The organism is Burkholderia sp. PR2 (genome assembly GCF_052372875.1).
GTDB lineage: Bacteria > Pseudomonadota > Gammaproteobacteria > Burkholderiales > Burkholderiaceae > Burkholderia > Burkholderia diffusa.
In genome coordinates this window covers 1229219-1254413 of the sequence record NZ_JBQRWH010000004.1, presented here as the reverse complement: position 1 = coordinate 1254413, position 25195 = coordinate 1229219, and the positions used below count along the sequence as shown (strand labels likewise).

Below are 25195 nucleotides of genomic sequence, written 5' to 3'. Positions count from 1 at the left end.
CCGGTTCCGGAATCGATCTCGCCGGGATTTCCAGGCGTTTCCGGGCCGCTCGCGCGCCGCCCGTCAGCCGGGCGCGACGCGCGCGAGCCAGTTCGCGATACCGTCGACCGAACGGAAATCCGCGACGCTGCGTGCCGGCAGTGCCGGATAAGCGCCGCCCGCCATCTCGGCCAAGGCTCGGCCCGGGCCGAGCTCGAGAAACGCGGTCGCGCCGGCCTCGACGCACGCGGCCAGGCAGGCCGCCCACTCGACCGGCTCCGCGATCTGCCGCGCGAGCTTGTCCAGCCCCGTGCCGACATCGAGCACCGACGCGCCGTCGATCCCCGAAAACAGCCGCCTACCGGGCAACGGCCGGCGCACGTTCACGCCAGCCAGCGACGCGCGAAACGCGGGCACCGCCGACGCGAGCCGGCGCGTGTGCGACGCGATCCGTACGCACACGGGCGCGACGCGCAGCGCACCGTCGCGTGCCGCGTCGTCGCCCACCGCGGCAACGTCGGCCTGCCGCCCGGCCACCACGAATGCGTCGCCCGGATTGGCGATCGCGATCGCCGCATCGCGACCGTCGCACAGTTGCGTGAGCTGCGCGCGCGTCAGCCCGCGCACGAACGCCATCCGTTCGTCGCCGCCGCTCGCGGCGTCCATTGCGCGCGCGCGCGCGTCGGCCAGATCCAGCGCATCGTGCGGATCGATCATCCCCGCGACGCTCCACGACGCGACTTCGCCGACGCTGTAACCCGCGACACAGCGCCTGCGCGGCCACACCGCGTCGAGCAACGCGGCCGCCGCGAGCGCCTGCACCGTGCAAAGGATCTGCGCGGCGCGGTTCCCGCGCAGCGCGTCCGGTCGGGCATGCCGCACCCAGTCGCGCGGATCGTCGCCAAGGAGCCGGCCCGCATGCTCGAACAGCGTATCAGCCTGTGGCGCGGCGCCGGTCAACTCGAACATGTCCGCCCGCTGCGCGCCTTGCCCCGAACACAGGATTGCCAGCGTCATCCCCCCTCCTCGGCCGCTTCGAGTGCGTCGACGAACACGCTCATCGCCAGCAGGTCGGCCGCGCCGCCTGGGCTCAGCCGGCGTGCGACGAACGCGCGGTGTGCGGCCGCTGCGCGCAATCGCCAGTCGCGAGCGCGTATGCCCCCGCGGGCGACGAATGCGCGTGCCGTGGCCCGCGCGAAATCGAGGCCGGCCTGCCCACCCCGGTGCAGCAGATTCGTATCGTCGAGCGCGGCGATCAGCGCGAAGCATGCGTCGACGCGCGCGGCCTCCGGATCGTCCGGCACGCGGCGCTGCGCGCGGCGCAGTGCCGGCAATCCGACGCCGTACACGGTCGCGAACCCGTCGGCCGCCTCGCGACGCGCGCCGCCGACGCCGTAGCGGCGGCTCGCGCGCTCGCCGTGACTGTCGGGCAGCCGCGGGCCGCCGAGGATCTCGGTGCCCCACCGCTGCGCGACGAACGCGCCGAGCGTCATCGTGCGGGCCGCCGTGCCGGGCACCGTGCGGCGGCCGGCGGCCGCGCACAGCAACCCGAGCCCGAAAATCGCGCCGCGATGCGTGTTGACGCCGCCGGTCGCCGCGAGCATCGCGTGTTCCGCGCGCAGCCCGATCTTGCGCAGCACGGCCATGTCCGCGTCACGCGCGCCGGCGCCGGCGAGTTCCGCGAAGTACGGCCGCAGCACGGCCGCGCTGCGCGCGAACGTCGCGGCGTCCATGTCCGCATGGCTGCCGGTGTCGACGTGACTGACGAGGCCCGGTTTCGGATATGTCTCGATTTCGAGCACGAGGCTGCGCTCGGCGAGTTCGGCGATGCGCTCGGCCTCGGACGGCGCCGCCGCCCGGCGGGCGGCCCATGCACTCATCGCGTGCCTCCCGTGAATGCGTCGGCGGACATCAGTTCGACGGTGATCGCCGTCTTGACCGCGACTTCAGGCAGCCGCGCATGCAATTCGCGCCAGTTCGCGCCCGCGCCGTCGTCGCGCAGCAGTTCGCCGTCGATGCGCATCGGCGCGCGCGCGTCGAGTGCAGCCAGGCCGTCGAGAAGCGCGGCGAGCGATGCGGCGTCCGGCAGCGGGAACACGATGTCGAGATCGGAGGACGCGCTCAGATAGCGCTCGCCCGTCAGCGCCTGCCACGCGAGGCTGCCGAACACGCGACCCTGCACGCCGCAGCGCGCGCCGAGCGCATCCAGCTCGCGCAGCGTCGCGTGCCATGCGTCGGGCGCAGCGGCCAGCACGTCGGCCAGCGTGGGCAGCGGGCCGACCGACTCCACCGCGTCGGCGGCGACGTTCAGTGCGATGCGCCGTTTGCCCGCGGAAGGCGGCAGCGGCAAGCCGAGCGGCACGCGCCGCGCATCGGCCTCGTCGGGCGACGCGCGGCGCACGATCATCGGCCAGCCGCGCGCGGCCCACGCGTGCACGAGCGGATCGGCCGCCAGCGCGGGATCGCGCGCGCATGCCGCGCGCCACCCGGCCGCCGTCAGCGTGACGAGCGTGTGGCGTCGCGGCGGCGTGTCAGCGTGCGGCACGCGCGAGTGCCTCGACGCGCCGCGCGACATCGGCCGCGACCGGCCGGCCGCGCGCCGCACGACCATCGGTGCGATCGGCCGGCTTGCCGAGCCATTCGCCGACCTGCCCGTCGAGCGCGCGGGCTGGATCGAGCACGGCGTCGACGGCGCCCATCTTCACGAGATTGTCGAGCCCCGGCGCAAACACCGGCGTCGAGCGTGCCATTGCCTTCAGCACGTCGATCGGCAGCTTCGTCACGCGCGACATCGACGGCAGGTCCATCACCTCGGGCTCGGCACTCGGCACCGCGAGCAGCGTGCGTGTCGCGAGCGCGGTCGCGATGAACGCGCCCGCAGCCGTATGACCGTACAGCAGGCCGATCGTCCGGTGCCCGGCAAGCTCCGCATGCATCAGGCATTTCGCGAGATGCGACAGCCCTTCGTTCAGGCCGAGCAGTTCGTCGCGCTTGCTCATCCGCTGGCTGTCGCTGTCGACGAGCACGAGAATCGGCGTGCCGCCGCCACGCTCGATCGTGTCGAGCACGTGCGATGCGAGCGTGATGGCTTCGTCGATGCCGAACGGCAAGCGATCGGCGACGCCGATCACGTCGACGCGCGTGCTGGTCAGTTCAGCGTGGCCCGTCAGCAGGCCGCCGTTTCGCTTGATCGAATGGCCTTCGGGAAACAGCGAATTCAGAACTTCATCGAGCGTCATGCTGCCTCCCGCCGGGCCGCCCCAAGGGAGGCAGACGCCCCCTCGGGGGGCAGCGAACCAAGTAAGCGTGGGGGTCGTGTCATTTCTGCTCCTGCAGTTGATCGGCGAGCTTCGCGAATTCATCGTCGGACATGCCGGGAATCGCTTCCGGCTCGCTCGCGCCGAGCGCGCGCCACACGTCGAGCGCATCCCTGCACGTGCCGAACCGCTCGACGCGCGCTTCGAGCCGCGCCTGCTCCGCGCGCAGCATCGCCGCATCGAATGTCGGCGCACGGCCGATCAGGTCGAGCGCGGCCGCGCGAAACGCATCGGGCGTATCGGCCACATAGCGATCCGCGCTGCCGATCAGCCGACGGTGCTTGCCGCCCATCGTGCGCCAGATCAGCGCGCGGTCCTTCGCGTCGAATTCCTCGACACCGCGGTTGGTCTCGATCACCTCGGGCCCCGACACGCTGATGCGCCCCTGCTCGGACACCGCGCGCGCCGAGCAGCACGCGGCGAGCAGCCCGCCGCCGCCGTAACAGCCCGCGCGCCCGCCGATCAGCCCGATCACCGGCACGCCCGCCGCGCGCGCCTCGACGAGCGCACGCATGATCTCGGCGATCGCGAGCTCGCCCGCATTCGCTTCCTGCAGCCGCACGCCGCCGGTGTCGAACAGGATCAGCACCGGCTTGCCGACGTCGCGCGCGGCGCGCAGCAACCCGGTGAGCTTCGCGCCGTGCACTTCGCCGAACGCACCGCCCATGAAGCGGCCCTCCTGCGCGGCGACGAACACCGGCTGGCCGCCGAGCCGGCCGTGGCCGACCACCATCCCGTCGTCGAACTGCTGCGGCAGGTCGAACAGCGGCAAGTGCGGACTCATCACACGCTCGCCCGGCCCAAGAAATTCCGTGAAGCTGCCCGCGTCGAGCAGCCCGTCGACGCGCTGGCGCGCCGACGCTTCGTACCAACTCGCGGCGTTCGCGACGAACGCGGGCGCGTCGTGGATCGCGTCGGTCATCATGCGTCCCCCTCGATCGCGCGCACGGCTTGCGCGAGCCGCAGCGACACCATGTCCGGCCGCGCGCCGCCGTCGTTGATCGACAGCTTCAGGCCGCCCGGCGCGCGCCGTTCGACGAAGTCCGACACCACCGCCTGCCACACCGCGCCGAAACCGACCGCCGCGGTGCGGATGTCGATCTCGCATTCGTTGCCCGGCAGCACGCGCTCGACGAGCACCTCGAGATTGCCGGACGCGACCACGCCAACGAGCGTGGTGGCCAGTTCGCCCCGCGCACGCCCGCGCGCGGTGAAGCGATAGTTCAACTGTTCCATGCCCTCTTCCTCACCAGTTGCGGAACCGGGCCGGCGGCGCATACAGGCCGCCCGACCAGTGCACGAGATCCTTGATCGAGCGCGCGGCGAGCCAGCGGCGGTCGGCGTCGAGCGGATCGATGCCGAGATCTTCCGGGCGGCGGATCACGCCGCGCTCGCGCAGGCGCTCGACCATCCTGCGGTCGCGGCCGCGGCCGACTTCCGTATAGCCGGCCACGCCGCGGATCGCATGCTCGCGTTCGTCCTTGTCGCGGCACATCAGCAGGTTCGCGATCCCTTCCTCGGTGACGATGTGCGTGACGTCGTCGCCGTAGACCATGATCGGTGCGAGGTCGAGCTGCAGCTTGTCGGCGAGCTTCAGCGCATCGAGCTTCTCGACGAACATCGGCACGTTCTTGTCGCCGAAGGTCTCGCCGATCTGCACGACCAGCTTGCGGCCGCGCCTGAGCGCCGCCGGCGTGTCCGGGTCGGCTTCCGCGCCGGCCTTCAGCCACGGCTCGCTCGGGTGGCGCCGGCCGCGCGCGTCGCTGCCCATGTTCGGCGCGCCGCCGAAACCGGCGATCCGCTCGGCGGTGACCGTCGACGAATGGCCGGACAGGTCGATCTGCAGCGTCGAGCCGATGAACATGTCGCACGCGTAAAGGCCGGCGGTCTGGCAGAACGCACGGTTCGAGCGCAGCGAGCCGTCCGGGCCCGTGAACCACACGTCGGAGCGCGCGCGGATGTAGTCGTCCATCCCGACTTCGGAGCCGAAGCAGTGGATCTGCTCGACCCAGCCCGATTCGATCGCGGGAATCAGCGTCGGGTGCGGATTGAGCGCCCAGTGCGTGCAGACCTTGCCTTTCAGCCCGAGCTTCGCGCCGTAGGTCGGCAGCAGCAGCTCGATCGCGGCCGTGTTGAAGCCGATCCCGTGATTCAGGCGCTTGATCCCGTACGGTTCGTAGATGCCCTTGATCGCGAGCATCGCGGTCAGGATCTGTGTCTCGGTGATCGCGGCCGGGTCGCGCGTGAACAGCGGCTCGACGTAGAACGGCCGGCCGGCCTCGACGACGAAATGCACGCGGTCGCCCGGAATGTCGACGCGCGGCACCTTGTCGACGATCCGGTCGACCTGCGCGATCACGATGCCGTCCTTGAACGCGGTGGCCTCGACGACGGTCGGCGTGTCTTCCGTGTTCGGGCCGGTATAGAGATTGCCGTCGGCGTCGGCGCTGACCGCCGCGATCAGCGCGACATGCGGCGTGAGGTCGATGAAGTAGCGCGCGAACAGTTCAAGATACGTGTGCACCGCGCCGAGCGCGATCTTGCCGCCGAACAGCAGCTTCGCGATCCGCTGCGACTGCGGGCCCGAATACGCGAAGTCGAGCCGCTTCGCGATGCCGCGCTCGAACACGTCGAGATGCTCGGGCAGCACGACGCCCGACTGCACCATGTGCAGGTCGTGGATCTTCGCGCTGTCGACGTCGGCGAGCGCCGTCGCGAGCAGGTCGGCCTGCTTCTGGTTGTCGCCTTCGAGGCACACGCGGTCGCCGGGCCGCAGCACTGCTTCCAGCAACGCGACGGTGTCGCGCGCATCGACCCGCTTGCCCTGCGCGAAGGCTGCGCCGGCCGCGAGGCGTGCATCGCGCGCCTGCCGCGCGTGATTCCATCCCGTCATGAACAGTTCTCCCGCTTCGATGGTTCAGCGGCATTCTAAGCCTGGCGCCGCCGCCGATTGATGATGTTGACGAATGCGACTCAGAGGACGCCGCGATGGATGCGGCCCGCGCGCGACGGGCCATGCGCGGTCACGCGCCGACCAGCGCGCGCGTCGTGAAGAACAGCACCGACGGCCCGAGCAGGCAGCCGACGCCGGTATGGAACGTCGCGACCAGCGCGCCATACGGCACGAGCCGGCGGTCGGTCGCGGCAAGCCCCGCACTCACGCCGCTCACGGTGCCGGCCAGGCCGCCGAAGATCATCGCGGAGCGCGGCGTCTTCAGGCCCATGAAGCTGGCCGCGACCGGCGTGCCGACCATCACGATGATCGCTTTCACGAGCCCGGTCGCGATGCTGAGCGCGATCACGTCGGAGCTCGCACCGATCGCCGCGCCCGTGACGGGCCCGACGATGTAGGTGACGGCGCCCGCGCCGATCGTCGTCATGCTGACCGCGTCGGTATAGCCGAACGCGCGCGCGATGCACGCGCCGACGATGAACGGCAGCACGGTGCCGAGCAGCAGCGACACGACGCCGACGAGGCCGGCCTTGCGCGCCTCGGCCGGCTGCACTTCGAACGCGGTCGCGACGATCGCGAAATCGCGCAGCATCGCGCCGCCCATCAGGCCGATACCGGCGAACAGCTTGACGTCGGCCAGCCCCTTCTCGCCACCGGTGAATGCGCCGCCGACATAGGCGAGCACGAGGCCGATCACGATCGCGATCGCGGAGCCGTGCACGCGGCCGAACGTGAGCTTGCGCGACGCGATCGACGAGATCCACATGATCAGGCCGACCAGCGCGAACGATGCGACGAGCCCGTTGTGGGCGACGGTTTTTTCGAGCATCTGCAACATGGTGGCCTCCGTCACTGTTCTTCGAATTGCGGCACGCCCGCGAAGGCCGTGTCGTCGCGCCCGGTGCGCACGAGTACCGCGATGCAGCATGCGCAGATCGCGACCGCGCCAATGGCGGCCAGCAGCGCGACGGGGCCGCCCTTGAGCGCGGCGACGACGTTCTGGTTCGCGGCCATCGCGACGACCACCGGGATGTACATCGCGCCCCAGAAACCGACGCCGGCCTCGGTCTCCTTCGGCAGCCAGCCACGGCGATGCAGCCACAGGCGCAGGCAGATCAGCAGCAGCATCGCTATGCCGACGCCGCCGACGTTGGTTTTCACGCCGATCGCGGTGCCAAGCAGGTCGCCAAGGAACAGTCCGGCCAGGTGGCAGAACGCCAGCAGCGCGGTTCCGTAGATGATCATGAGTCGTCTCCAGTCTCTTCGTGACGGGCGCCGAACGCGTGCGGGAGTCAGGCCCGCACGCCGATCCCGGGCGGACTGTCTGTCTCCTGCGGCGGTGCGCCGCGGCCCGGCGGCTCGTCGTGCGAGCACGTTCTCGGGGTCGATGGGATGATGCGGTTTCGGGCCGGACGCCGGATGGCTTAGACTGACCGATGCAGCCGGCGGCGCGACACGGGCTACGCGTCTGGTGGCCCCCGGTCGCAGAGGTCGCACCGGCGCGTGATCCGATACTAGCCCCGCATGATCCGGCCATTTATGAAGTTGTCGAAACCGATTCAGTGGATTTAGCAATGCGCCCGTTACCGCCTGAGCTGCTGCGCAGCTTCGTTGCCGTCGCCCAGTCCGGCAGTTTCACCGCCGCATCCGAGCGCGTGAGCCTGTCGCAGTCGACCGTCAGCCAGCACATCCGCCGCCTCGAGGAGCTGCTCGACCGGCCGCTGTTCGAGCGCGACACGCGCAACGTGCACCTGTCGCAGCACGGCGACGCGCTGTTCCGCTACGCGGTGCGCATCCTCGAGCTGATGGACGAGGCCGTCACGTCGGTGTGCGGCCCACCGCTGTCGGGCAAGGTGCGGCTCGCGATGTCGGAGGATTTCGCGTCCGCGCACCTGACGGCCGCGCTCGCGAGCTTCGTGCAGCGCAATCCGGACGTCGAGCTTGCGATCTCGACGGGGCTGTCGGGCGACCTGTTCGACGCGCTCGACGAAGGCCGGCACGATCTGGTGTTCGCGAAACGCATCGCCGGCAGCCGGCGCGGCCGCGTGATCCGCAGCGAGCCGCTGTACTGGTGCACCGGCCCCGATTCGCGGATCACCGGCCACGAGGCCGTGCTGCCGCTCGCGATGCATCCGGAGCCGAGCGTATCGCGCCGCCGCGTGCTCGAGTCGCTCGAGGCGGTCGGCCGCCCGTACCGGATCGCCGTCGTGAGCAGCAGCATCGCGGTGCTCCGCGCGGCCGCGAGCGCGGGGCTCGGCGTCAGCGCGTTCGCCGGCTACGTGATTCCGGCCGGGCTCGCGCGGCTCGACGCAGGGCTGCCCGAACTCGGCGAACTCGAATACGTGATCGACCGCCCGGCGGCCGCGTCGCGCTCGACGCTCGCGCTCGAAGCCACGCTGATCACGGCGGCGGCCGAGCTGTAGCGGCACCGCGCGCCCGGACGCACCCGGGCGCGTCCGTCGCACCTGACACCGTTGCCCGGAACGCGTCATCGTCCGCGCAGCACCCGCTCGCGACAATGGGCTCCCATCGGAACGCATCGCACCTCGCCGCGCGCCTCCGGTACCCCGTCCCATTGATCGGAGCCCACCATGAAGAACGTCCTGCGATTCGCCGTCGCGACCGCTGCAGCCGCCCTGCTGTCCCCCGCCTTTGCCCAGACCGATGCGTCGGCCCCCACACCGGGGCTGACCCGCGCGGAAGTCATCGACCAACTCAAGCAGGCCTATCTCGACGGCGAACTGCCGACGAACGACGGCAACTACCCGCCGAACGCGGCGACGCGCGCGCGCAACCGCGAACTCGTGCAGGCCGCGAGCCCCGCCTGGCTGGCCCAGACGCCGCCCGCCCGCCAGGCGATGTCGCAGCAATAGCTGGCGCAGCCGCGCCGGCGCGCCCGGATCAGGGCAGGAAGCTGCGGCGCCGTGCGTCGATCAGCTCGACGAGCAACCGGTCGCGCTCGGCCGCCAGTTCCTGCATCGAATGCTCACCCTGGATCGCGCGCAGTTCATCGTTCAACTTGCGATCGACGGCCGGATCGAACGACGGCGTGCCGAGGTCGTCCCACCAGCTCGTGATCGGCCCCGACAGGTGTTCGAGAAAGTGCGCGATCCCGCCCGCCCCGCCGCCGAGGTGATAGGTCAGGCACTGCCCCATCAGCCCCCAGCGCAAGCCGGGGCCCCACGCGACGGCCTTGTCCGCATCGGCGACGCTCACGACGCCTTCGCCGACGAGGTGATACACCTCGCGGAACAGCGCGGCCGCGAGGCGGTTCGCGACGTGGCCGGTCATCTCCTTGTTGAGCACGATCGTCTGCTTGCCGAGCGCGTCGTAGAAATCCTTCACGCGCGCGATCATGCTCGAGTCGGTCGCATCGCCGCCGACCAGCTCGACGAGCGGGATCAGGTGTGGCGGATTGAACGGGTGCGCGATCAGGCAGCGTTCCGGATGCTTCGCGCACGCGGTCTGGATATCGGACATCTTCAGGCCCGACGAGCTCGACGCGATCGGCACGTGCGCGGGCAGCACGTCGTCCATCTGCCGGTACAGCGCACGCTTCAGGTCGAGCCGCTCGGGGCCGTTCTCCTGCACGAAGTCGACACCGTCCAGCGCACGCACGAGATCGGCATCGAACGACAGCCGCGCGGCAAGTTCGGCGGCGCGCTCGCCGAGAAACGCAGCCAGCGCGTCGCGCAGCCGCACGTCGGCCTGCGGCGCCGGGTCGGTCGCGACGACGTCGAAACCCTGCGTCAGATAGAAAGCCGTCCAGCTCGCGCCGATCACGCCGGTGCCGACGATCGCGATACGTTGAATGTCCATGTGCGTCCCGTTTCCGTGGTCAGTTGATGCGCGGGGATTGTCGCATCGATTCGCGGCGTCGCGCTGCGGCGATGCAACGTGCGATTTCCCTCTTGAAATACGTTTCGACGGCCTCTAATTACGCGGTGCCGGGCAGTGCCGGTATCGCGCACCGCCCCGTTTCAATCCCGCGGAAAACCACGCGGCACCTTGTCGTCAACGCCCGTCGCGTATTCCGCGCTTCACGTGCAGGAGGACCATCATGAGCGATCTCTATTTCGGCAACGACCTGTTCGACGAATTCGCCCGCGTCCAGCGCCAGATGGCGGGCCTGTTCGGCGGGCTTCCGACCGGCATCCGCGAGGGCCGGCCGAGCGCGTTCCCCGCGCTGAACATCGGCGCCACCGACGACACGATCGAAATCGTCGCGTTCGCGCCCGGCATGGCCGCGGCGGACTTCGACGTATCGATCGACAAGGATCTGCTGACGATCAGCGGCGAGCGCAAGCCCGTGCCGCAGCAAGCCGGCGACGACGTGCGCACGTATGCGCAGGAGCGCTTTCACGGCAAGTTCCGCCGCGTGGTCGAGCTGCCGCAGAACGCCGATCCCGACAACGTCAGCGCCCGCTACCAAAACGGCTGCCTGCTGATTCGCGTCGGGCGTCGCGAAGAATCGAAGCCGCGCGCCATCACCGTCCAGTAACCTCGGCATCACCCTCAGGAGAACGACATGAATACGAGCCAGACCCTGACCGAACGCCAGCCCGGCACCCCGTCCGCTGGCGCTACCGCCGCCGCCGAGGACGCATCGCGTCGGCCCGCGATCGTGCCGGCCGTCGACATCGTCGAAGATTCGCAGTGCGTCACGCTGCGCGCCGATCTGCCCGGCGTGCCGCGGGAAAACCTCGACGTGAAGGTGCACGACAGTACGCTGACGATCGAAGCCGAAGCGCGCATCGACACGCCGGCCGAGTTGCGCGTGCGGCATGCGGAAGTTCGCGCGCCGCGCTTCGTGCGCACGTTCGCGCTGAGTGCGGACCTCGACACGTCGAGGATCGACGCGAACCTGCGCGACGGCGTGCTCACGCTGACGATTCCGCGTCGCGAAGAAGCCCGCCCGCGCCGTATCGACGTGAAAGCCGGCGACGCATGAGCGTCGCGCTCCGGTACTGCCCGAGGCCGTACCAACGATGAACAAGCCCCGCCAGGCAACGCCTGTGCGGGGCTTGTTTCACGACGCGCGGCATGCGGCGGCTGCCGGCGGCTTCAATCGAAATCGAACAGGTCGAACACCGACTTCTTGCGACGCCGGCCGTCGTGCCGGTAACGCTCGTCGTGCGAGCGTCCGTCGCGCCCCCAGCCGTCGTCGCGACCGCGCTGCGCGGGCGCATCGGACGGCGCCGGCGCGGCGTCGCGGCGTGCCGGCGCGTCATCGGTTTCGCGGGCGATCAGCTTGTCGAGTTCGCCGCGATCGAGCCACACGCCGCGGCAGGTGGGACAGTAGTCGATCTCGATCGACTGGCGCTCGGCCATCAGCAGGTCGGGCGTCTTGCAGACAGGGCATTTCATCGCGTCTCTCCTTTCCGGGCGAATGTCGTCCGGGTTCCGTGTGACGCGCGCGAGCCGGCCACAGCCGGCGTCACGCGCGGTGGCTCAGTGACCTTGCGTGCGTGCCGCGCGCTTCGCCTTCGCACGCCGCGCCAGCATGTTCATGCCTTCGACGAAGGCCGAGAACGCCATCGCCGCGTAGATGTAACCCTTCGGCACGTGCGAACCGAACCCTTCGGCGATCAGCGTCATGCCGATCACGACCAGGAACGACAGCGCGAGCATCACGATGGTCGGGTTGCGGTCGATGAAGCGTGCGAGCGGCTGCGCGGCGAACAGCATCACGCTCACCGCGACGATCACCGCGACGAACATGATCGGCACGTGTTCGGTCATGCCGATCGCGGTCACGATGCTGTCGATCGAGAACACGATGTCGAGCATCACGATCTGGCCGATCGCGGCCCACATCGTCAGGCCGGCCGCGCCGCCGGCACCGCCCGCGCCTTCACCGTCGTGCGACACGTGGTGATGGATCTCGGTGGTCGCCTTCCACACGAGGAACAGGCCGCCCGACAGCAGGATCATGTCGCGCCACGAGAACGCGTGATCGAACAGGGTGAATACGGGTTCGGTGAGGCTCGCGATCCACGCGACGCTGCCGAGCAGCGCGAGGCGCATCACCAGCGCGAGCGCGATACCGAGGCGCTGCGTGCGGGCGCGCTGCGCTTCGGGCAGCTTGTTGCTGAGGATCGAGATGAAGATCAGATTGTCGATGCCGAGCACGACTTCCATCACGACGAGCGTGAGGAGCGCGGCCCAGACGGCGGGGTCGGCGGCAAGCGTCAGCAGGTAGTCCATGAATGGGCCGATACGAAAGTGGAAAGCCAGATGATATGCCGCCACGAACTTCGTAAAAATCAGAGAGAATCTGATTTTTAATTCGGTTTTTCCGAAATTACGATCCGATGCTCAATTTCCGACATCTGTACTATTTCTGGGTCGTCGTGAAGGAAGGCGGCTTCGCGCGCGCGGCCGCGCGGCTCGACATGGCCGTGCAGACGATCAGCGCGCAGGTGCGCGAACTCGAGAAGGCGCTCGGGCACCAGTTGCTGCGCCCCGCCGGGCGCGGCGTCGCGATGACCGACGCCGGCCAGGCCGCGTATGCGCGCGCGGAGGTCATCTTCGAGATGGGCCGGCTGATTCCCGACGAAGTGCGCGCGGCGGCCAGCCAGCCGACTGTGCGGCTCGCGGTCGGGCTCGCCGACGGCATCTCCAAGCTCGCCGCGCACGCGATCCTCGCGCCCGTGCTGGATACGCCCACGCTGCGGCTGCTGTGCCACGAGGGCGAGCACGACGCGCTGCTCGCGGAACTGGCGCTGCATCACCTCGACCTCGTGCTGGCGGGCCAGGGCGCGCCGTCGGGGTCGAACCTGCGCGTGACGAGCGAGCGGCTCGTCGCGTCGCCGGTCGACTGGTACGGACCCGCGGCACTCGTCACGCCGGCTGCGCGGCAGCGCTTTCCGCAGTGCCTCGCCGAGCTGCCGGTGCTGCTGCCGACCGCCCACTCGGCGCTGCGCGCCCGCCTCGACCTGTGGCTGGAACGGGAACGGATCGTGCCGCGCGTGGCCGGGGAATTCGAGGACAGCGCGCTGATGGCCGTGTTCGCGGCGCGCGGCCTCGGCGTGTTTCCGCTCAGCGAACTCGGCGCGAACGACGCGTCGCTGCTGCGCGGGCTGCGCCGGCTCGGCCGGGCGGGCGACGTGACCGAGGAGATCCATGCGATCCGCTCGCGGCGCGGCGAACACCACCCGCTGGCGTCGCGCCTGCTCGCCGCCGCGCGGCCGGCGCCGACCGCCTGAAGCGAGCGCGACATCAAACGAAACTATAATGACGCCCCGGCCATACGAGATTGCCACGCGCATCGCACCGGCCCCGCCGCTGCGCCCGCAGCCCCGCGCATCTCGCCGAGCCTTCTGAAAGACGCCATGCACAACCGATTTCGCCTGTTTTCCGTTTCGTGCGCGCTCGCGGCCGCGACCGTGCTGGCGGCGTGCTCGTCGCCGCCCAAGCCGATCTACCAGCAGGAGCAGTTCGACGCAACGAGCAGCCCGTACGCGCACACGTTCCGCTCGAAATCCGACGCGTCCTGCGAGGCCGCGCGGCGCGCGCTGCTGAGCCAGGGCTACGTGGTGTCGTCGTCGCGCAACGATGCGGTCGACGGCAGCAAGAATTTCCAGCCGAGCAACGACATGCACGTCGTGATCGAGTTTCACGTCGTGTGCGCCGACGCGAATGCCGACGGCTCGTCGAGCATCGCGTACGTGAACGCGGTGCAGGACCGCTACACGCTGAAGAAGTCGAATACGTCGGCGAGCGTCGGGCTCAGCGTGTTCGGCTCGCTGTCGCTGCCGATCGGGTCGAGCGACGACGCGCTCGTCAAGACCGCCAGCGAGACGATTCCCGCCGGCGTGTTCTACGAGCGCTTCTTCAACCTCGTCGAGCATTTTCTGAAGATCGATCCGGCCCGCCGCGACCGCGCAACCGTGAAGGCGGCCGAGAAGGAACCCGTCACGCCGCTGCCCGAACCCGCGCCGACGCCGCAGGGCGAGCCGATGAAGATGACGACGCCGGTCGTGCCGACGCCGCCCGCCGCGCCGGTGCCGCTGTCGGGGCCGGGCGTCGCGCCGGCTTCGGGCATGTCGGCCGCGCCTGCCTCGCCTGCGGCATCGGCCGTGGTCGCGCCGGCGGCGATGCGGGGTGGCGTGCCGGCTTCGCCCTCGGCATCGGCTCCGGCACCCGCGTCGGCTGTGCCTGCTTCGATGTCGGCTTCGGCACCTGCCTCCGTTCGGACGCCCGCGTCTGCCTCGGCACCGCCCGCATCGACGCCTGCCGCTGCCACGCGAACTGCACCAACGTCGGCATCGGCCGCGCCTGCCCCGGCAGCCTCGGCACCGGCCCCCGCGAACGCTGCTCCGGTATCGGCTGACAAGGCCCCCGCGCCCGCTGCCGCCGATCCAGTCGCCTCGTCCGCACCGACCGGTGCCAGCGCGCCGTCCGCGAACTGATCGCGCGACCGTCTCTCCGCGTCGTGCGCCCGTCGCGCGCGGCGCGCCATGTGCGCCCTTCCCCGCCGCGCCACGTGATCGTCGTACACCCGAAGGCCGGTTGCGCATGCGCGCCGTAACGTGACCGGCGATCGAGTGCAACCCGTCGCGCGGACCACATGAATCCCGGGTCCTCGGACGCCCCCGATCATTCCCGCCGCGCGATCACGCCGTCGTTACGTCTTCGCCCGCATCGCCGCCCGGCTGCGCCGCGGCACGCGCGCCACCGCGTTACTGCAACGTCGCGTTCAGCGTCTGCAACTGCTCGGCCGTCGCCGTCACGCCGCCGCACACGATCACCGCGATATCCGACGCACGAGCAAGCACCGGCACCGGCTGTTCGAGCGCGGCCAGCGCGGCGCCGCACGCCGGCTCGACGACGATCCGGTGCTCGTCGACGAACCGCAGCGACGCAGCCACCGCCTGCGCATCCGACACGACGACCGGATGGATCGCGTGCCGCTTCGCCCACTCGACCGCCGCGTCGCACGGCCGCTTCGCGCCGAGCGACGTCGCGATGCTCGTGATCGCCGGCAATTCGACCGGATGCCCCTGCGCGACCGAGCGCGCATAGCTGTCCGCGCCCTCCGTCTCGACCGCGACGACCGGCACGTCGTGCCAGCCGTTGCGTGCGAGCCCCTCGAGGACGCCGCACAGCAGCCCGCCCCCACCGACCGCGAGCACGACCGCGTCGGGTTTCGGGCCGGCCGCCGCCATCTCGTCGATCATCGTCGCGTGCCCCTGCCACAGCACGGGGTCGTCGAACGGATGCACGAACGCGTCATGCGCACCGACGGCCGACAGCGCGTAAGCGTTCGCCTCGACCCAGCTCGCGCCGTGTACGACCACCTCCGCGCCCTCCGCGCGGATCAGCGCCCGCGCGCGGGCCGACGCGGTTTCCGGCACGGCGACGAGCACCGGCACGCCGAGCTCGCGACCGCAATACGCAACCGCGATGCCCGCATTGCCGCCCGACGACGACACGAACCGGCGCGCGCCGGCCGCATGCCGCGCTTCGCACACCGCGCCGATGCCGCGCAATTTGAACGAACCGGACGGCTGCAGCGCGTCGAGCTTCAATCGGATGTGCTTGCCGAGACGGCGCGACGCGATTTGCGAGCGGATATAGGGGGTCTGGATATGAAGCGGCATGGTGCGGGACACGGTCGGGACAAAGGGAACGCACGCGGCCCGTGAACGGGCCCGGCAACGTCGATCATCGTACGGCACGTCCGCCATGCTTTTCCAATACCATCGAATGGCACTTGCTATGCTTGACAGGCATATCCACCGAATCAAGGCCGACAACCGGAGTCGACACCGCATGCGCCAGATCGAACTGCGTCACCTGCGTTACTTCGTGGCCGTCGCGCAGGCCGGCAGCGTGATGGCCGGCGCCCGCGCGGCGGGCATCGTCCAGCCTGCGCTGTCGCGGCAGATTCGCGAGCTCGAGGATGCGATCGGCACGCCGCTGCTGATCCGCCGCGCGACGGGCGTCACGCTGACGGCGGCCGGCGCGAGTTTCCTGCAGGATGCGACGGGCCTGCTCGCGACGTTGCAGGACAGCCGCGAACGCGCGTTGCGCAGCGCGTCCGGCCAGCTCGGCGAGCTGCGCCTCGGCGCGCTGCCGAACTGCCTGCCGCTGCCGGTCGTCGCGAACGTGCTGAAGGCGTTTCGCGACGCGTGTCCGGACGTGAAGCTATCGATCGCGCCGATGCTGTCTGCCGAACAGGCGGCAGCGCTGACGCGCGGCCAGCTCGACGGCGGCATCATGGCGTGGCGCCGAGACGAAGCGCCGCATCTGTCGGGCGTGCGGCTGCTGAGCGACCGCTTCGTGCTCGCGATGCCCGCGCCGCCCGGCGGCCGCTTCCGCGCGCCGCGCACGCTCGCCGACGTCGCACACGAACCGTTCGTCTGGTTCGACGCGCAGCGCTCCGCCGCGCACCACCGCTTCCTGATGGTGCAGTGCGAACAGGCCGGCTTCACGCCGCGCATCGCGCAGGTGGGTAGCGACATCCCGACGCTGATCGGTCTCGTGGCGGCCGGCATGGGCTGCGCATTCGTGCCGGAAAGCGCGTCGCCGACGTGCCCGCGCACGGTCCGGCTCGTCGCGCTCGACGAACTCGCGAGCCGCTTCGACATCGAGTTCGTATTCGACGGTGCGGCGGTGCCGGCGTCTCCCGTCGTCGCGCGGTTTCTCGAAGCAGTGCGCGACGCGGCCGGCCAGGCGGAATGATCGATCGCCGACATGCGCCATCCGTGCGCGGGCGGTGGATTCCGCCTCGTCGCATGGCCGTGGATTCAGCCGGCTTCGCCGTTATCGCGCACTAAACATCCGCTCGGACCGACGAAAAATCTTTCAGATCGAAGGCGAATGACGCCGTCACGTCGGAATTGTTAAATTGGCACCAAAAGAGGCCGTTAAACGTCAGTTCGAAAGCCTATGCCCCGAAATATACTGCGCCCGCATCCAACCCTCGTGCCAAAGAGCGGATGCTTTTCGCCCCGGTCACGGCCCCCCTGTGACCGGGGCTTTTTTCGACGGCGAGCCGCGCCGACGAATCGCTGAAACCTGCGCCCCACGGGCCGCACGCGCATGCCGCCTCGACTCCGGATTATTGATATCGAATCAAGATAATTTCGCCGGAGCGCGGCTTTTTCCGCAAAAGTAATGCAGGCACACTTCACCCTGTCCGCAATGGCCCGGTGCCGTTGCCCAATGCTTGCAGGAGCTCATCGCGTGAACAGCACGACTTCTTCCCCTTCCCGCCCGGGCGGCAGCGCCGCGCTGCCGCTGCTGGCGCTCGCCGCCGGGGCCTTCGGCATCGGCACGACCGAGTTCTCGCCGATGGGCCTCTTGCCCGTGATCGCCGACGGCGTGCACGTGTCGATTCCGCAGGCAGGCATGCTGATCAGCGCGTATGCGATCGGCGTGATGGTCGGCGCGCCGCTGATGACGCTGCTGCTCGCGCGCTGGTCGCATCGCTCGGCGCTGATCGCGCTGATGTCGATCTTCACGATCGGCAATCTGTTGTCGGCCGTCGCGCCGGACTACACGACGCTGCTGCTCGCACGGCTCGTCACGAGCCTCAACCACGGCGCGTTCTTCGGGCTCGGCTCGGTGGTCGCGGCGAGCCTCGTGCCGCGTGAAAAGCAGGCCAGCGCGGTCGCGACGATGTTCATGGGCCTCACGATCGCGAACGTCGGCGGCGTGCCGGCCGCGACCTGGCTCGGCCAGATGATCGGCTGGCGCATGTCGTTCGCGGCAACCGCGGCGCTCGGCCTGATCGCGATCGCCGGCCTGTTGGCCGCGCTGCCGAAGGGCGCAGCCGGCAAGATGCCGAACCTGCGCGCCGAACTGTCCGTGCTCACGCGCCCCGTCGTGCTCGGCGCGCTCGGGACCACGGTGCTCGGCGCCGGCGCGATGTTCACGCTGTACACGTATGTCGCCCCGACGCTCGAACACCTGACAGGCGCGACACCCGGCTTCGTCACCGCGATGCTCGTGCTGATCGGCGTCGGCTTCTCGATCGGCAACATCGCCGGCGGCCGCCTCGCCGACCGCTCGCTCGACGGCACGCTCATCGGCTTCCTCGTGCTGCTGATCATGACGATGGCCGCGTTCTCGCTGCTCGCCCGTACGCATGTCGGTGCCGCGGTCACGCTGCTCGTCTGGGGTGTCGCGACGTTCGCGGTGGTCCCGCCGCTGCAGATGCGCGTGATGCGTGCCGCACACGAAGCGCCGGGCCTCGCCTCGGCCGTCAACATCGGCGCGTTCAATCTCGGCAACGCGCTCGGCGCGGCAGCCGGCGGTGCGGCGATTTCGGCCGGCTTCGGCTATGGGGCAGTGCCGCTCGTCGGCGGGCTGATCGCCGCGGCGGGACTCGCGCTGGTCGCATTGCAGATGATCCAGCGCCGCCGCGCGCCGGTCGCCGCGCGTTCGTAAGCACACGGCGATCCGCACGGCGGCGGTAAGCGGCACCGCAATTGGGAAACGCCCGCACCGGCACGAACAGCTCGGCTGCCTGCCGGCACGCGGGCGACGCGATGCGCCAGTCAGTTCAGTGCTGAACCTCGCCGCGTTCGAGCGGCAGGATCAGGCGCTCGGGGATGCTGCGTCGCGATGCACGCGCACCGAAGTAGTACAGCACGGCCGGCACGACGAGGCCGAGGATCCACGAGATGTCGGTGCCGCCGAGCGCGTCGACGAGCGGGCCCGTGTAGATATGCGTCGACATGAACGGCAGCTGCACGAGGATGCCGACCACGTAGATCGTGATCGCCATCACGTTCCAGCGGCCATAGCGGCCGTCCGGATCGGACAGCGCCGGCACATCGTAGCGCGAGCGCGTGAAGCAGTAATAGTCGACCAGGTTGATCGCGCTCCAAGGCGTGAAGAACGCGAGCAGGAACAGGATGAACGCGGTGAATTCCTTCAGGAACGAATGGCGGCCGGCGAGCGCGATCAGCGTCGACACGCAGATCATCCCGAAGATGTACGCGAGACGGCTGCGTGACGACACCGCGCCCTTGCCGCGGAAACCGCTGACGATCGTCGCCATCGACATGAAGCTGCCGTACGCGTTGAGTGCCGTCACCGTCACCTTGCCGAACGCGATGGTGAAATACAGCAACGCAGCCACGGCGCCCGTCGAGCCGAGGCCAACGATGTAGGACACCTCATGGTGCGCGAACTGGCTGCCGGCCAGCGCGGCCGCGAACACGCCGAACACCATTGCCGCCTGCGCGCCGATCACCGAGCCGAGGCCAACCGCGAGGAACGTGGCGACCGACGACGTCGAGCGCGGCAGGTAGCGCGAATAATCGGCGACGTACGGGCCGAACGCAATCTGCCACGACGCGGACAGCGACATCGACAGCAGGAAGCTCGCGAGCGAGAAGTGCCGGTTCGCGAGCAGCGCGCCGACGTCGTGGTTCGCGAACAGCTGCGCGAACATGTAGACGAAAGCGACGATGCCAACCACGCTCGCGATCCGGCCGACGAAGTGGATCGCACGATAGCCGAACACCGTCAGCACGACGATCACGGCCGCGAACAGCAGGATGCCGGCCGCGTCGTCGACGTGCAGCAGTTGCGCGACGGCCTGCCCGGCCAGCACCGAGCCGCTGGCGGAAAAACCGATGTACATCAGGCACACGAGCACGATCGGGATCATCGCGCCGTAGACGCCGAACTGCACGCGACTCGAGATCATCTGCGGCAAGCCGAGTTGCGGCCCCTGCGCGCCGTGCAACGCCATCACCGCGCCGCCGACGAACTGGCCGAGCAGCAGCGCGACCAGCGACCAGAACACGTCGCCGCCGAGCACGACCGCCAGCGCCCCCGTGACGATGGCCGTGATCTGCATGTTCGCCGACAGCCACAGCGTGAACTGGCTCAGCAGGCCGCCGTGGCGTTCGGCGTCGGGAATGAAATCGATCGAGCGTACCTCGATCAGACCACCGGCTTTTCCATTGGGATTCGTCGACACGGGAAAATCTCCAGGATACTGAGGATCGCAAATGGTTTGGACGAGACGGGGAACGTGCCGAGCCGCCCCTTCGACTCGTCGGGTGCGGCGCGCCGTGGATCGCCGCGGCACGCGCCACGCAAGGTCCGCACGCGGGCGCGCAGCCGGCACGACCCGCGCCGAGAGTGCCAGCGGATCATCTTGTATATACAACATGGCTGATATCGGTGATTACCCGGTGTCTGGCAGTTTTGCGGATCGCCCGGGAAAGCCGAGCACATCCGGCGGCCGGAAGCGTCAGTTGAACGTATGAAAAATGCAGGGAAAACGAAACCTCAGGTGCCGGCGGGCGACACCTGATCGGATGCGGCGACCATGTCGCCGGCGGGAAGGAGCGTCAGCATGCGCCGCGCAGCCTCGACATCGCGCGCATGCAGCCATTCGTCGTAGTCGTCGCGACGCAGGATCACGACGCCCCGCTTCTCGTCGCCGGGCCGATGCATGCGCGCGAACACCGGATGATCGTCGGCATTGACCGTGAGCATCGTCATGCCGATGCACTCATGGCCATCGGCGGTTTCGTAACGCCGCCAGAGGCCGGCGACGCAGCACGGTTGCCAGCCGTCGACACCGATCCGGTGCCATACGTTGCGGCCCGTTTCGTAGCACGGCTCGAAGATCCAGCGCACTGGAATCAGGCAGCGCTGGCCGTTGCGCCAGGCGTTGCCGTAGAGTCGCGACGAACCGATCGTTTCCGCGCGCGCGTTCACCGTATCGAGCTTCTTTCGCTTACGGCCGTTCTCGTCGAGACGCTCGGGCTGCATGAACTTCGGCCAGAAGCCGAACACCGCGCGAACGACCGCGAGGCCGTCGCCGTCGGCACGCGCGATGGGTGCCGCGTAATCCGGATAGACGTCGGGCTCCCACGGAGCACGACGAAACAGGTCGCCGATGCCGATCCTCAGCTCGCTGATACCCGGGTCTTCATCAGGGGCGCGGTAGTGGGTGCACACGGTTGGGCAGACGATGGACGCGATGTCTTCATCGTAGGTCAGCGTGCAGCCACTTGTCCGCCATTGCGTGGTGTGACGAAACAGTCTTACAGCAGTTCAGCCCGCTCGACGGCGTCGTGCGCGAACAGCCGGCGCAGGCCGTCCGTTCGTTCATCCGTGCCGTCGGCAGCGCGTCGTCGCCCGCTCCGGTTCAGGCCAACCGCTCCGATCCGATCACATGCACGCCCGGGCGCGCCTCGAGCGCGGCGTCGAGCAGCGCGCGGGCAATGCGCGGCGCGGGATTCACGCGCCACTTCCGCGGCAGCAGCGGCCCGGCCGCGCTCAACGCAAGCACCAGCATCCGTTCGCCGAACCGGAATTCGTCGCGGCTGCCGCCGATCAGGCCCGGTCGCACGCAGGTCAGCGACGCGAACCCGATGCCCGCGAGCGCGCGCTCGACCTCGCCCTTCACGCGGTTGTAGAAGATGCGCGAGCCCGGATCGGCGCCGAGTGCGGAATTCAGCACGTAGGTCGGCGTGCCGGACCGGTGCGCGAGATGCGCGACAGCGAGCGGATAGTCGTGATCGACGCGTCGAAATGCGGCCTGCGAGCCCGCGACGCGCATCGTGGTGCCGAGCGTGCAGATCACCGCGTCGGCCTGCCACCAGTCGGCCGCCTCGGGCAGATGATCGAAGTCGACCTCCAGCGCGCGCATCTTCGGATGCGGCGACAACGGCCGGCGCGCGAGCACGACGACCTGGTCCACCCGCGCATCGGCCAGCGCGGCTTCAAGGATGTGACGCCCGACGAGTCCGGTCGCGCCGACGAGCAACAGTTTCATGGCAAGTCATTCCGTGTGAGGCCGGTGAATCGGCGTGGAACCGACACGATGAACGGTCCGCGCGGGAGGGTCAACCGCAACCCGCATCCCGCCCGCCACGAGCGCGTTCCCGCCAGCCACGACACGCTCGGCGCGACGCTGGTCCAGCGCTTGTGCGCCTGCGAGAACGGCGACATGTCGCTGAACCCCGGTTCCGCCGCGATTTTCCTTGATCGACAACCGCCCTTCGGCGACCAGCGCCTGCGCGCGCGTCTTGCGCACCGCATTCGAGATGTCGCCGAAGCATGCGCCCTCTTCCTGCAGCCGGCGCGTGAGCCTGTGCTCGCTCGTGTTCAGCAGCGTCGCGATGCTCTTCAGCTGCGGTGGACGGTCGAACGGCCGCGCCCGTAACCCGCGCACACAAAAAAGCCCCGCCGTGGCGGGGCTTCGATCGACATGGGCAACGACGCGGAGATCACACATGCAACGCATGCCCCAACGCGCGCAACGCCGCCTCCTGCATCGCTTCGCCGAGCGTCGGATGCGCGTGGATCGTGCCTCCGATGTCTTCGAGCCGCGCGCCCATCTCGAGGGACTGCGAAAACGCCGCGGCCAGTTCCGACACACCGCGCCCGACCGCCTGCCAGCCGACGATCAGATGCGTGTCGCGCCGCGCGACGACGCGCACGAAGCCATCGGTCGCCTGGAGCGTCATCGCGCGGCCGTTCGCCGCGAACGGGAACGACGCGCTGATGCAGTCGACGCCGGCCGCCTTCGCGTCGTCGGGCGACCAGCCGGACGTGACGACCTCGGGATCGGTGAAGCACACGGCCGGGATCGATGCCGGCGTGAACTTGCGGCGGCGTCCGGCGATCAGCTCGGCCACCATCTCGCCCTGCGCCATCGCGCGATGCGCGAGCATCGGCTCGCCGGCGACGTCGCCGATCGCCCATACGTTGCGCATCGACGTCCTGCATTCGTCATCGATGCGCAGCGCGCGGCCATTGCGATCGAGCGGCAGCGATTCGAGCCCGAAGCCGTCGACGCGCGGCCGGCGGCCGACCGCGACCAGCACGCGATCGGCCGGCAGCGTCTTCTCCGCGCCGTCGGGCGCCTGCACGCGCACCGCGCCGTCGCTCGCGAGGCCCAGCACCTTGTGGCCCAGCCAGAGCCCGACGCCGAGCCGCGCGAGCGAATCGGCGACCGGCTTCGCGAGTTCCGCGTCGTATGCGGGCAGCACGCGTTCGGCCACCTCGACGATGCCGACGTCGACGCCGAGCTTGCGATAGACGAATCCGAGTTCGAGCCCGATGTACCCGGCGCCGACGACGATCAGCCGTTTCGGCAACGACGCGGGCGACAGCGCCTGGGTCGACGACACGACGTGGCCGCCGAACGGCATCGACGGCAGCGCGACCGGTTCCGAACCCGACGCGAGCAACAGGTGCTCGCATGCGAGCCGCGTCGTGTGGTCGCCGGCGACGACGTCGACGGTCTTGCCGTCGACGACGCGCGCATCGCCGTGCAACACGCGCACGCCGTGCTTCTTCAGCAGCGCGCCGACGCCGCGCGTGAGTCGCTCGACGATGCCGTCCTTCCACGCAACGCTTTTCGCGATGTCGATCTCCGGCGTGCGCACGCGAATCCCGAGCATCCCGTCGCCGGCCTGCCCGCACGCCTGCTCGAACGCATCGGCGACATGGATCAGCGCCTTCGACGGAATGCAGCCGATGTTCAGGCACGTGCCGCCGAGCCGTTCGCGCTCGACCAGCACCGTCGGAATGCCGAGCTGCCCCGCGCGAATCGCAGCGACGTAACCGCCCGGCCCGCCGCCGATCACGAGCAACGTGGTGTGTTCGTTCTTCATCGCGCTCACTCCACGAACAGCAGCGCCGGACGCTCGAGCAACCCGCGCACGGCCTGGATGAATTCGGCCGCATCCGCGCCGTCGACGACGCGATGGTCGAACGACGACGACAGGTTCATCATCTTGCGCGCGACGATCGCGCCGTCGCGGATCATCGGTCGCTCGACGATCCGGTTCACGCCGACGATTGCGACCTCGGGATGATTGATGACCGGCGTCGACACGATGCCGCCGAGTGCGCCGAGGCTCGAGATCGTGATCGTCGAGCCGGTCAGTTCGTCGCGCTGCGCGCGGTTCGCGCGCACCGCGTCGGCGAGCCGCGCGATTTCCGCCGAGATCGACCACACGTCGCGCGCTTCCGCGTGACGCAGGACCGGCACCGTGAGACCGCCGTCCGTCTGCGTCGCGACGCCCACGTGCACCGCGCCGTAGCGCGTGACGACACCGGCTTCGTCGTCGAAGCGCGCGTTGATCTGCGGGAAGTCGCGCAGCGCGATCACCATCGCGCGAATCAGCAGCGGCAGCGGCGTGAGCCGGCCGCGCGTGTCGCCGTGGCGCCGGTTCAGCTCGGCGCGCAGCGATTCGAGCTCGGTGACGTCGAGCTCCTCGACGTAGCTGAAGTGCGGAATGCGGCGCTTCGCTTCCTGCATCTTGCGCGCGATCGCGCGCCGCAGGCCGATCACCGGCACGTCGGTTTCGTCGTTGCGCTCGTCGTAGCCGCGCGCCTGGGATCCGCGCGGCGCGCCGCCGCCCGTGCGTGCGTACGCATCGAGGTCCGCATGCAGGATCCGCCCGGCTTCGCCGGTGCCGCGCACGTAGCGCAGCTCGATGCCCATGTCCCATGCGCGCTGGCGCACCGCCGGCGACGCGAGCGGCCGTTCGCCGGGCGCGAGCGCCGCGCGCGGCGGCACCGCGTGTTCCGCGCGGCGCGTCTCGGCCGGCACGCGGGACGCGGCAGGCGGCGTCGCCGTCGGTGACGCATGTGTTTCGGATCCCTCAGCGATGGACGACGGCTCCGCACGCACATCGACCGCCGCCGGAGGCTGCGTCACCTCCGCGCCGGCATCGCGCGCCTTCGCGCCCGGCTTCAGGTTGCCGTCGCCTTCGACTTCGAGACGGATCAACTCGCTGCCGACCGCCATCATCTCGCCGATTCGCCCGCCAAGCTCCAGCACCTTGCCGGCCACCGGCGACGGAATCTCCACCGCCGCCTTGTCGGTCATCACATCGGCGAGCGGCTGGTCTTCGGCGATCGTCTGCCCCGGTTGCACGTGCCAGGCCACCAGCTCGACCTCGGCAATCCCTTCGCCGATATCCGGCATCTTGATGACATGAATCCCCAT

Annotated in this window: 27 protein-coding genes; 8 read left to right on the top strand and 19 right to left on the bottom strand. The window is 69.7% G+C overall.

Going from position 1 to position 25195, the window contains the following annotated elements:
• Nucleotides 1–63 precede the first annotated feature (63 nt).
• From ACT2FV_RS23100 to madL, 9 genes are all read right to left on the bottom strand, one after another.
• On the bottom strand, nucleotides 64–996 hold the full coding sequence (locus ACT2FV_RS23100; RefSeq protein ID WP_444504872.1) for an acyltransferase domain-containing protein: 933 nt from the start codon (nucleotides 994–996) through the stop codon (nucleotides 64–66).
• On the bottom strand, nucleotides 993–1859 hold the full coding sequence (mdcB, locus tag ACT2FV_RS23095; RefSeq protein WP_444504871.1) for a triphosphoribosyl-dephospho-CoA synthase MdcB: 867 nt from the start codon (nucleotides 1857–1859) through the stop codon (nucleotides 993–995). Before mdcB ends, ACT2FV_RS23100 begins: the two co-directional genes overlap by 4 nt.
• Entirely contained in the window at nucleotides 1856–2524 is a 669-nt protein-coding gene (mdcG, locus tag ACT2FV_RS23090) for a malonate decarboxylase holo-[acyl-carrier-protein] synthase (RefSeq protein WP_444504870.1), read from the bottom strand. The genes mdcB and mdcG overlap by 4 nt, the downstream gene beginning before the upstream one ends.
• Nucleotides 2511–3218 (bottom strand): biotin-independent malonate decarboxylase subunit gamma, encoded by a 708-nt coding sequence (mdcE, locus tag ACT2FV_RS23085; RefSeq protein ID WP_444504869.1) that lies wholly within the window; start codon nucleotides 3216–3218, stop codon nucleotides 2511–2513. The genes mdcG and mdcE overlap by 14 nt, the downstream gene beginning before the upstream one ends.
• Nucleotides 3219–3297: 79 nt before the next feature.
• A complete protein-coding gene (locus ACT2FV_RS23080; RefSeq protein WP_151051773.1) occupies nucleotides 3298–4221 on the bottom strand; it encodes a biotin-independent malonate decarboxylase subunit beta in 924 nt (307 codons plus the stop codon).
• Nucleotides 4218–4532 carry a malonate decarboxylase acyl carrier protein gene (gene mdcC, locus ACT2FV_RS23075; RefSeq protein ID WP_444504868.1) on the bottom strand — a complete coding sequence of 105 codons (315 nt, stop codon included), beginning with the start codon at nucleotides 4530–4532 and terminating at the stop codon, nucleotides 4218–4220. Before mdcC ends, ACT2FV_RS23080 begins: the two co-directional genes overlap by 4 nt.
• A 10-nt stretch (nucleotides 4533–4542) precedes the next feature.
• Nucleotides 4543–6189 carry a malonate decarboxylase subunit alpha gene (gene mdcA / locus ACT2FV_RS23070; RefSeq protein ID WP_059603540.1) on the bottom strand — a complete coding sequence of 549 codons (1647 nt, stop codon included), beginning with the start codon at nucleotides 6187–6189 and terminating at the stop codon, nucleotides 4543–4545.
• Between the two features lie 130 nt (nucleotides 6190–6319).
• Nucleotides 6320–7087, bottom strand: coding sequence for a malonate transporter subunit MadM (gene madM / locus ACT2FV_RS23065; RefSeq protein WP_174907074.1), 768 nt, complete (start codon nucleotides 7085–7087; stop codon nucleotides 6320–6322).
• 11 nt (nucleotides 7088–7098) lie between these two features.
• Nucleotides 7099–7494 carry a malonate transporter subunit MadL gene (gene madL, locus ACT2FV_RS23060; protein ID WP_124626698.1) on the bottom strand — a complete coding sequence of 132 codons (396 nt, stop codon included), beginning with the start codon at nucleotides 7492–7494 and terminating at the stop codon, nucleotides 7099–7101.
• Nucleotides 7495–7823: 329 nt separating this feature from the next.
• Here madL and ACT2FV_RS23055 point away from each other — a divergent pair, with 329 nt between their 5' ends.
• Together ACT2FV_RS23055 and ACT2FV_RS23050 are read left to right on the top strand one after the other, a co-directional pair.
• On the top strand, nucleotides 7824–8672 hold the full coding sequence (locus ACT2FV_RS23055) for a LysR substrate-binding domain-containing protein (RefSeq protein ID WP_114176641.1): 849 nt from the start codon (nucleotides 7824–7826) through the stop codon (nucleotides 8670–8672).
• A gap of 168 nt (nucleotides 8673–8840) precedes the next feature.
• Nucleotides 8841–9122, top strand: a complete 282-nt coding sequence (locus tag ACT2FV_RS23050) for a DUF4148 domain-containing protein (protein ID WP_124626700.1) — start codon at nucleotides 8841–8843, stop codon at nucleotides 9120–9122.
• A 28-nt stretch (nucleotides 9123–9150) separates the two neighbouring features.
• Here the strand turns inward: ACT2FV_RS23050 and ACT2FV_RS23045 are convergent, their stop codons facing one another.
• Nucleotides 9151–10068, bottom strand: a complete 918-nt coding sequence (locus ACT2FV_RS23045) for a 3-hydroxyacyl-CoA dehydrogenase NAD-binding domain-containing protein (RefSeq protein ID WP_444504867.1) — start codon at nucleotides 10066–10068, stop codon at nucleotides 9151–9153.
• Nucleotides 10069–10309: 241 nt separating this feature from the next.
• Between ACT2FV_RS23045 and ACT2FV_RS23040 the strand changes: the two genes are divergently transcribed.
• On the top strand, nucleotides 10310–10750 hold the full coding sequence (locus ACT2FV_RS23040) for an Hsp20/alpha crystallin family protein (RefSeq protein ID WP_151051766.1): 441 nt from the start codon (nucleotides 10310–10312) through the stop codon (nucleotides 10748–10750).
• Nucleotides 10751–10777: 27 nt separating this feature from the next.
• Nucleotides 10778–11200: an Hsp20/alpha crystallin family protein gene (locus ACT2FV_RS23035; protein WP_059603522.1), complete on the top strand. Its 423-nt coding sequence runs from the start codon at nucleotides 10778–10780 to the stop codon at nucleotides 11198–11200.
• A 113-nt stretch (nucleotides 11201–11313) separates the two neighbouring features.
• Here the strand turns inward: ACT2FV_RS23035 and ACT2FV_RS23030 are convergent, their stop codons facing one another.
• Nucleotides 11314–11616 (bottom strand): TFIIB-type zinc ribbon-containing protein, encoded by a 303-nt coding sequence (locus ACT2FV_RS23030; protein WP_124626705.1) that lies wholly within the window; start codon nucleotides 11614–11616, stop codon nucleotides 11314–11316.
• A gap of 84 nt (nucleotides 11617–11700) precedes the next feature.
• Entirely contained in the window at nucleotides 11701–12456 is a 756-nt protein-coding gene (locus ACT2FV_RS23025) for a TerC family protein (protein ID WP_059603516.1), read from the bottom strand.
• 107 nt (nucleotides 12457–12563) lie between these two features.
• Between ACT2FV_RS23025 and ACT2FV_RS23020 the strand changes: the two genes are divergently transcribed.
• The gene (locus ACT2FV_RS23020) at nucleotides 12564–13457 is read left to right on the top strand and encodes a LysR family transcriptional regulator (RefSeq protein WP_124902046.1); all 894 of its coding nucleotides are present in this window, start codon (nucleotides 12564–12566) and stop codon (nucleotides 13455–13457) included.
• A 126-nt stretch (nucleotides 13458–13583) separates the two neighbouring features.
• Nucleotides 13584–14663 carry a DUF2242 domain-containing protein gene (locus ACT2FV_RS23015; RefSeq protein ID WP_174919694.1) on the top strand — a complete coding sequence of 360 codons (1080 nt, stop codon included), beginning with the start codon at nucleotides 13584–13586 and terminating at the stop codon, nucleotides 14661–14663.
• Between the two features lie 270 nt (nucleotides 14664–14933).
• Here the strand turns inward: ACT2FV_RS23015 and ACT2FV_RS23010 are convergent, their stop codons facing one another.
• The gene (locus ACT2FV_RS23010) at nucleotides 14934–15854 is read right to left on the bottom strand and encodes a pyridoxal-phosphate dependent enzyme (RefSeq protein ID WP_151051706.1); all 921 of its coding nucleotides are present in this window, start codon (nucleotides 15852–15854) and stop codon (nucleotides 14934–14936) included.
• Nucleotides 15855–16026: 172 nt separating this feature from the next.
• Between ACT2FV_RS23010 and ACT2FV_RS23005 the strand changes: the two genes are divergently transcribed.
• Together ACT2FV_RS23005 and ACT2FV_RS23000 are read left to right on the top strand one after the other, a co-directional pair.
• Complete coding sequence (locus ACT2FV_RS23005) at nucleotides 16027–16938, top strand: LysR family transcriptional regulator (RefSeq protein ID WP_124623184.1); 912 nt, start codon at nucleotides 16027–16029, stop codon at nucleotides 16936–16938.
• A gap of 504 nt (nucleotides 16939–17442) precedes the next feature.
• Entirely contained in the window at nucleotides 17443–18648 is a 1206-nt protein-coding gene (locus tag ACT2FV_RS23000) for an MFS transporter (protein WP_444504866.1), read from the top strand.
• Nucleotides 18649–18763: 115 nt separating this feature from the next.
• Here the strand turns inward: ACT2FV_RS23000 and ACT2FV_RS22995 are convergent, their stop codons facing one another.
• The 6 genes from ACT2FV_RS22995 to ACT2FV_RS22970 all read right to left on the bottom strand — a co-directional run bounded on the left by ACT2FV_RS22995 (nucleotide 18764) and on the right by ACT2FV_RS22970 (nucleotide 25195).
• A complete protein-coding gene (locus ACT2FV_RS22995) occupies nucleotides 18764–20194 on the bottom strand; it encodes a purine-cytosine permease family protein (protein WP_444504865.1) in 1431 nt (476 codons plus the stop codon).
• 314 nt (nucleotides 20195–20508) lie between these two features.
• Nucleotides 20509–21186, bottom strand: a complete 678-nt coding sequence (locus tag ACT2FV_RS22990; protein ID WP_059603497.1) for an SOS response-associated peptidase family protein — start codon at nucleotides 21184–21186, stop codon at nucleotides 20509–20511.
• 190 nt (nucleotides 21187–21376) lie between these two features.
• Nucleotides 21377–22006: an NAD(P)H-binding protein gene (locus ACT2FV_RS22985; protein ID WP_444504864.1), complete on the bottom strand. Its 630-nt coding sequence runs from the start codon at nucleotides 22004–22006 to the stop codon at nucleotides 21377–21379.
• A 6-nt stretch (nucleotides 22007–22012) separates the two neighbouring features.
• Nucleotides 22013–22468, bottom strand: coding sequence for a hypothetical protein (locus ACT2FV_RS22980; protein ID WP_444504863.1), 456 nt, complete (start codon nucleotides 22466–22468; stop codon nucleotides 22013–22015).
• A complete protein-coding gene (lpdA, locus tag ACT2FV_RS22975) occupies nucleotides 22461–23852 on the bottom strand; it encodes a dihydrolipoyl dehydrogenase (RefSeq protein WP_444504862.1) in 1392 nt (463 codons plus the stop codon). Before lpdA ends, ACT2FV_RS22980 begins: the two co-directional genes overlap by 8 nt.
• Nucleotides 23853–23857: 5 nt before the next feature.
• Nucleotides 23858–25195 (bottom strand): dihydrolipoamide acetyltransferase family protein, encoded by a 1338-nt coding sequence (locus ACT2FV_RS22970; RefSeq protein ID WP_444504861.1) that lies wholly within the window; start codon nucleotides 25193–25195, stop codon nucleotides 23858–23860.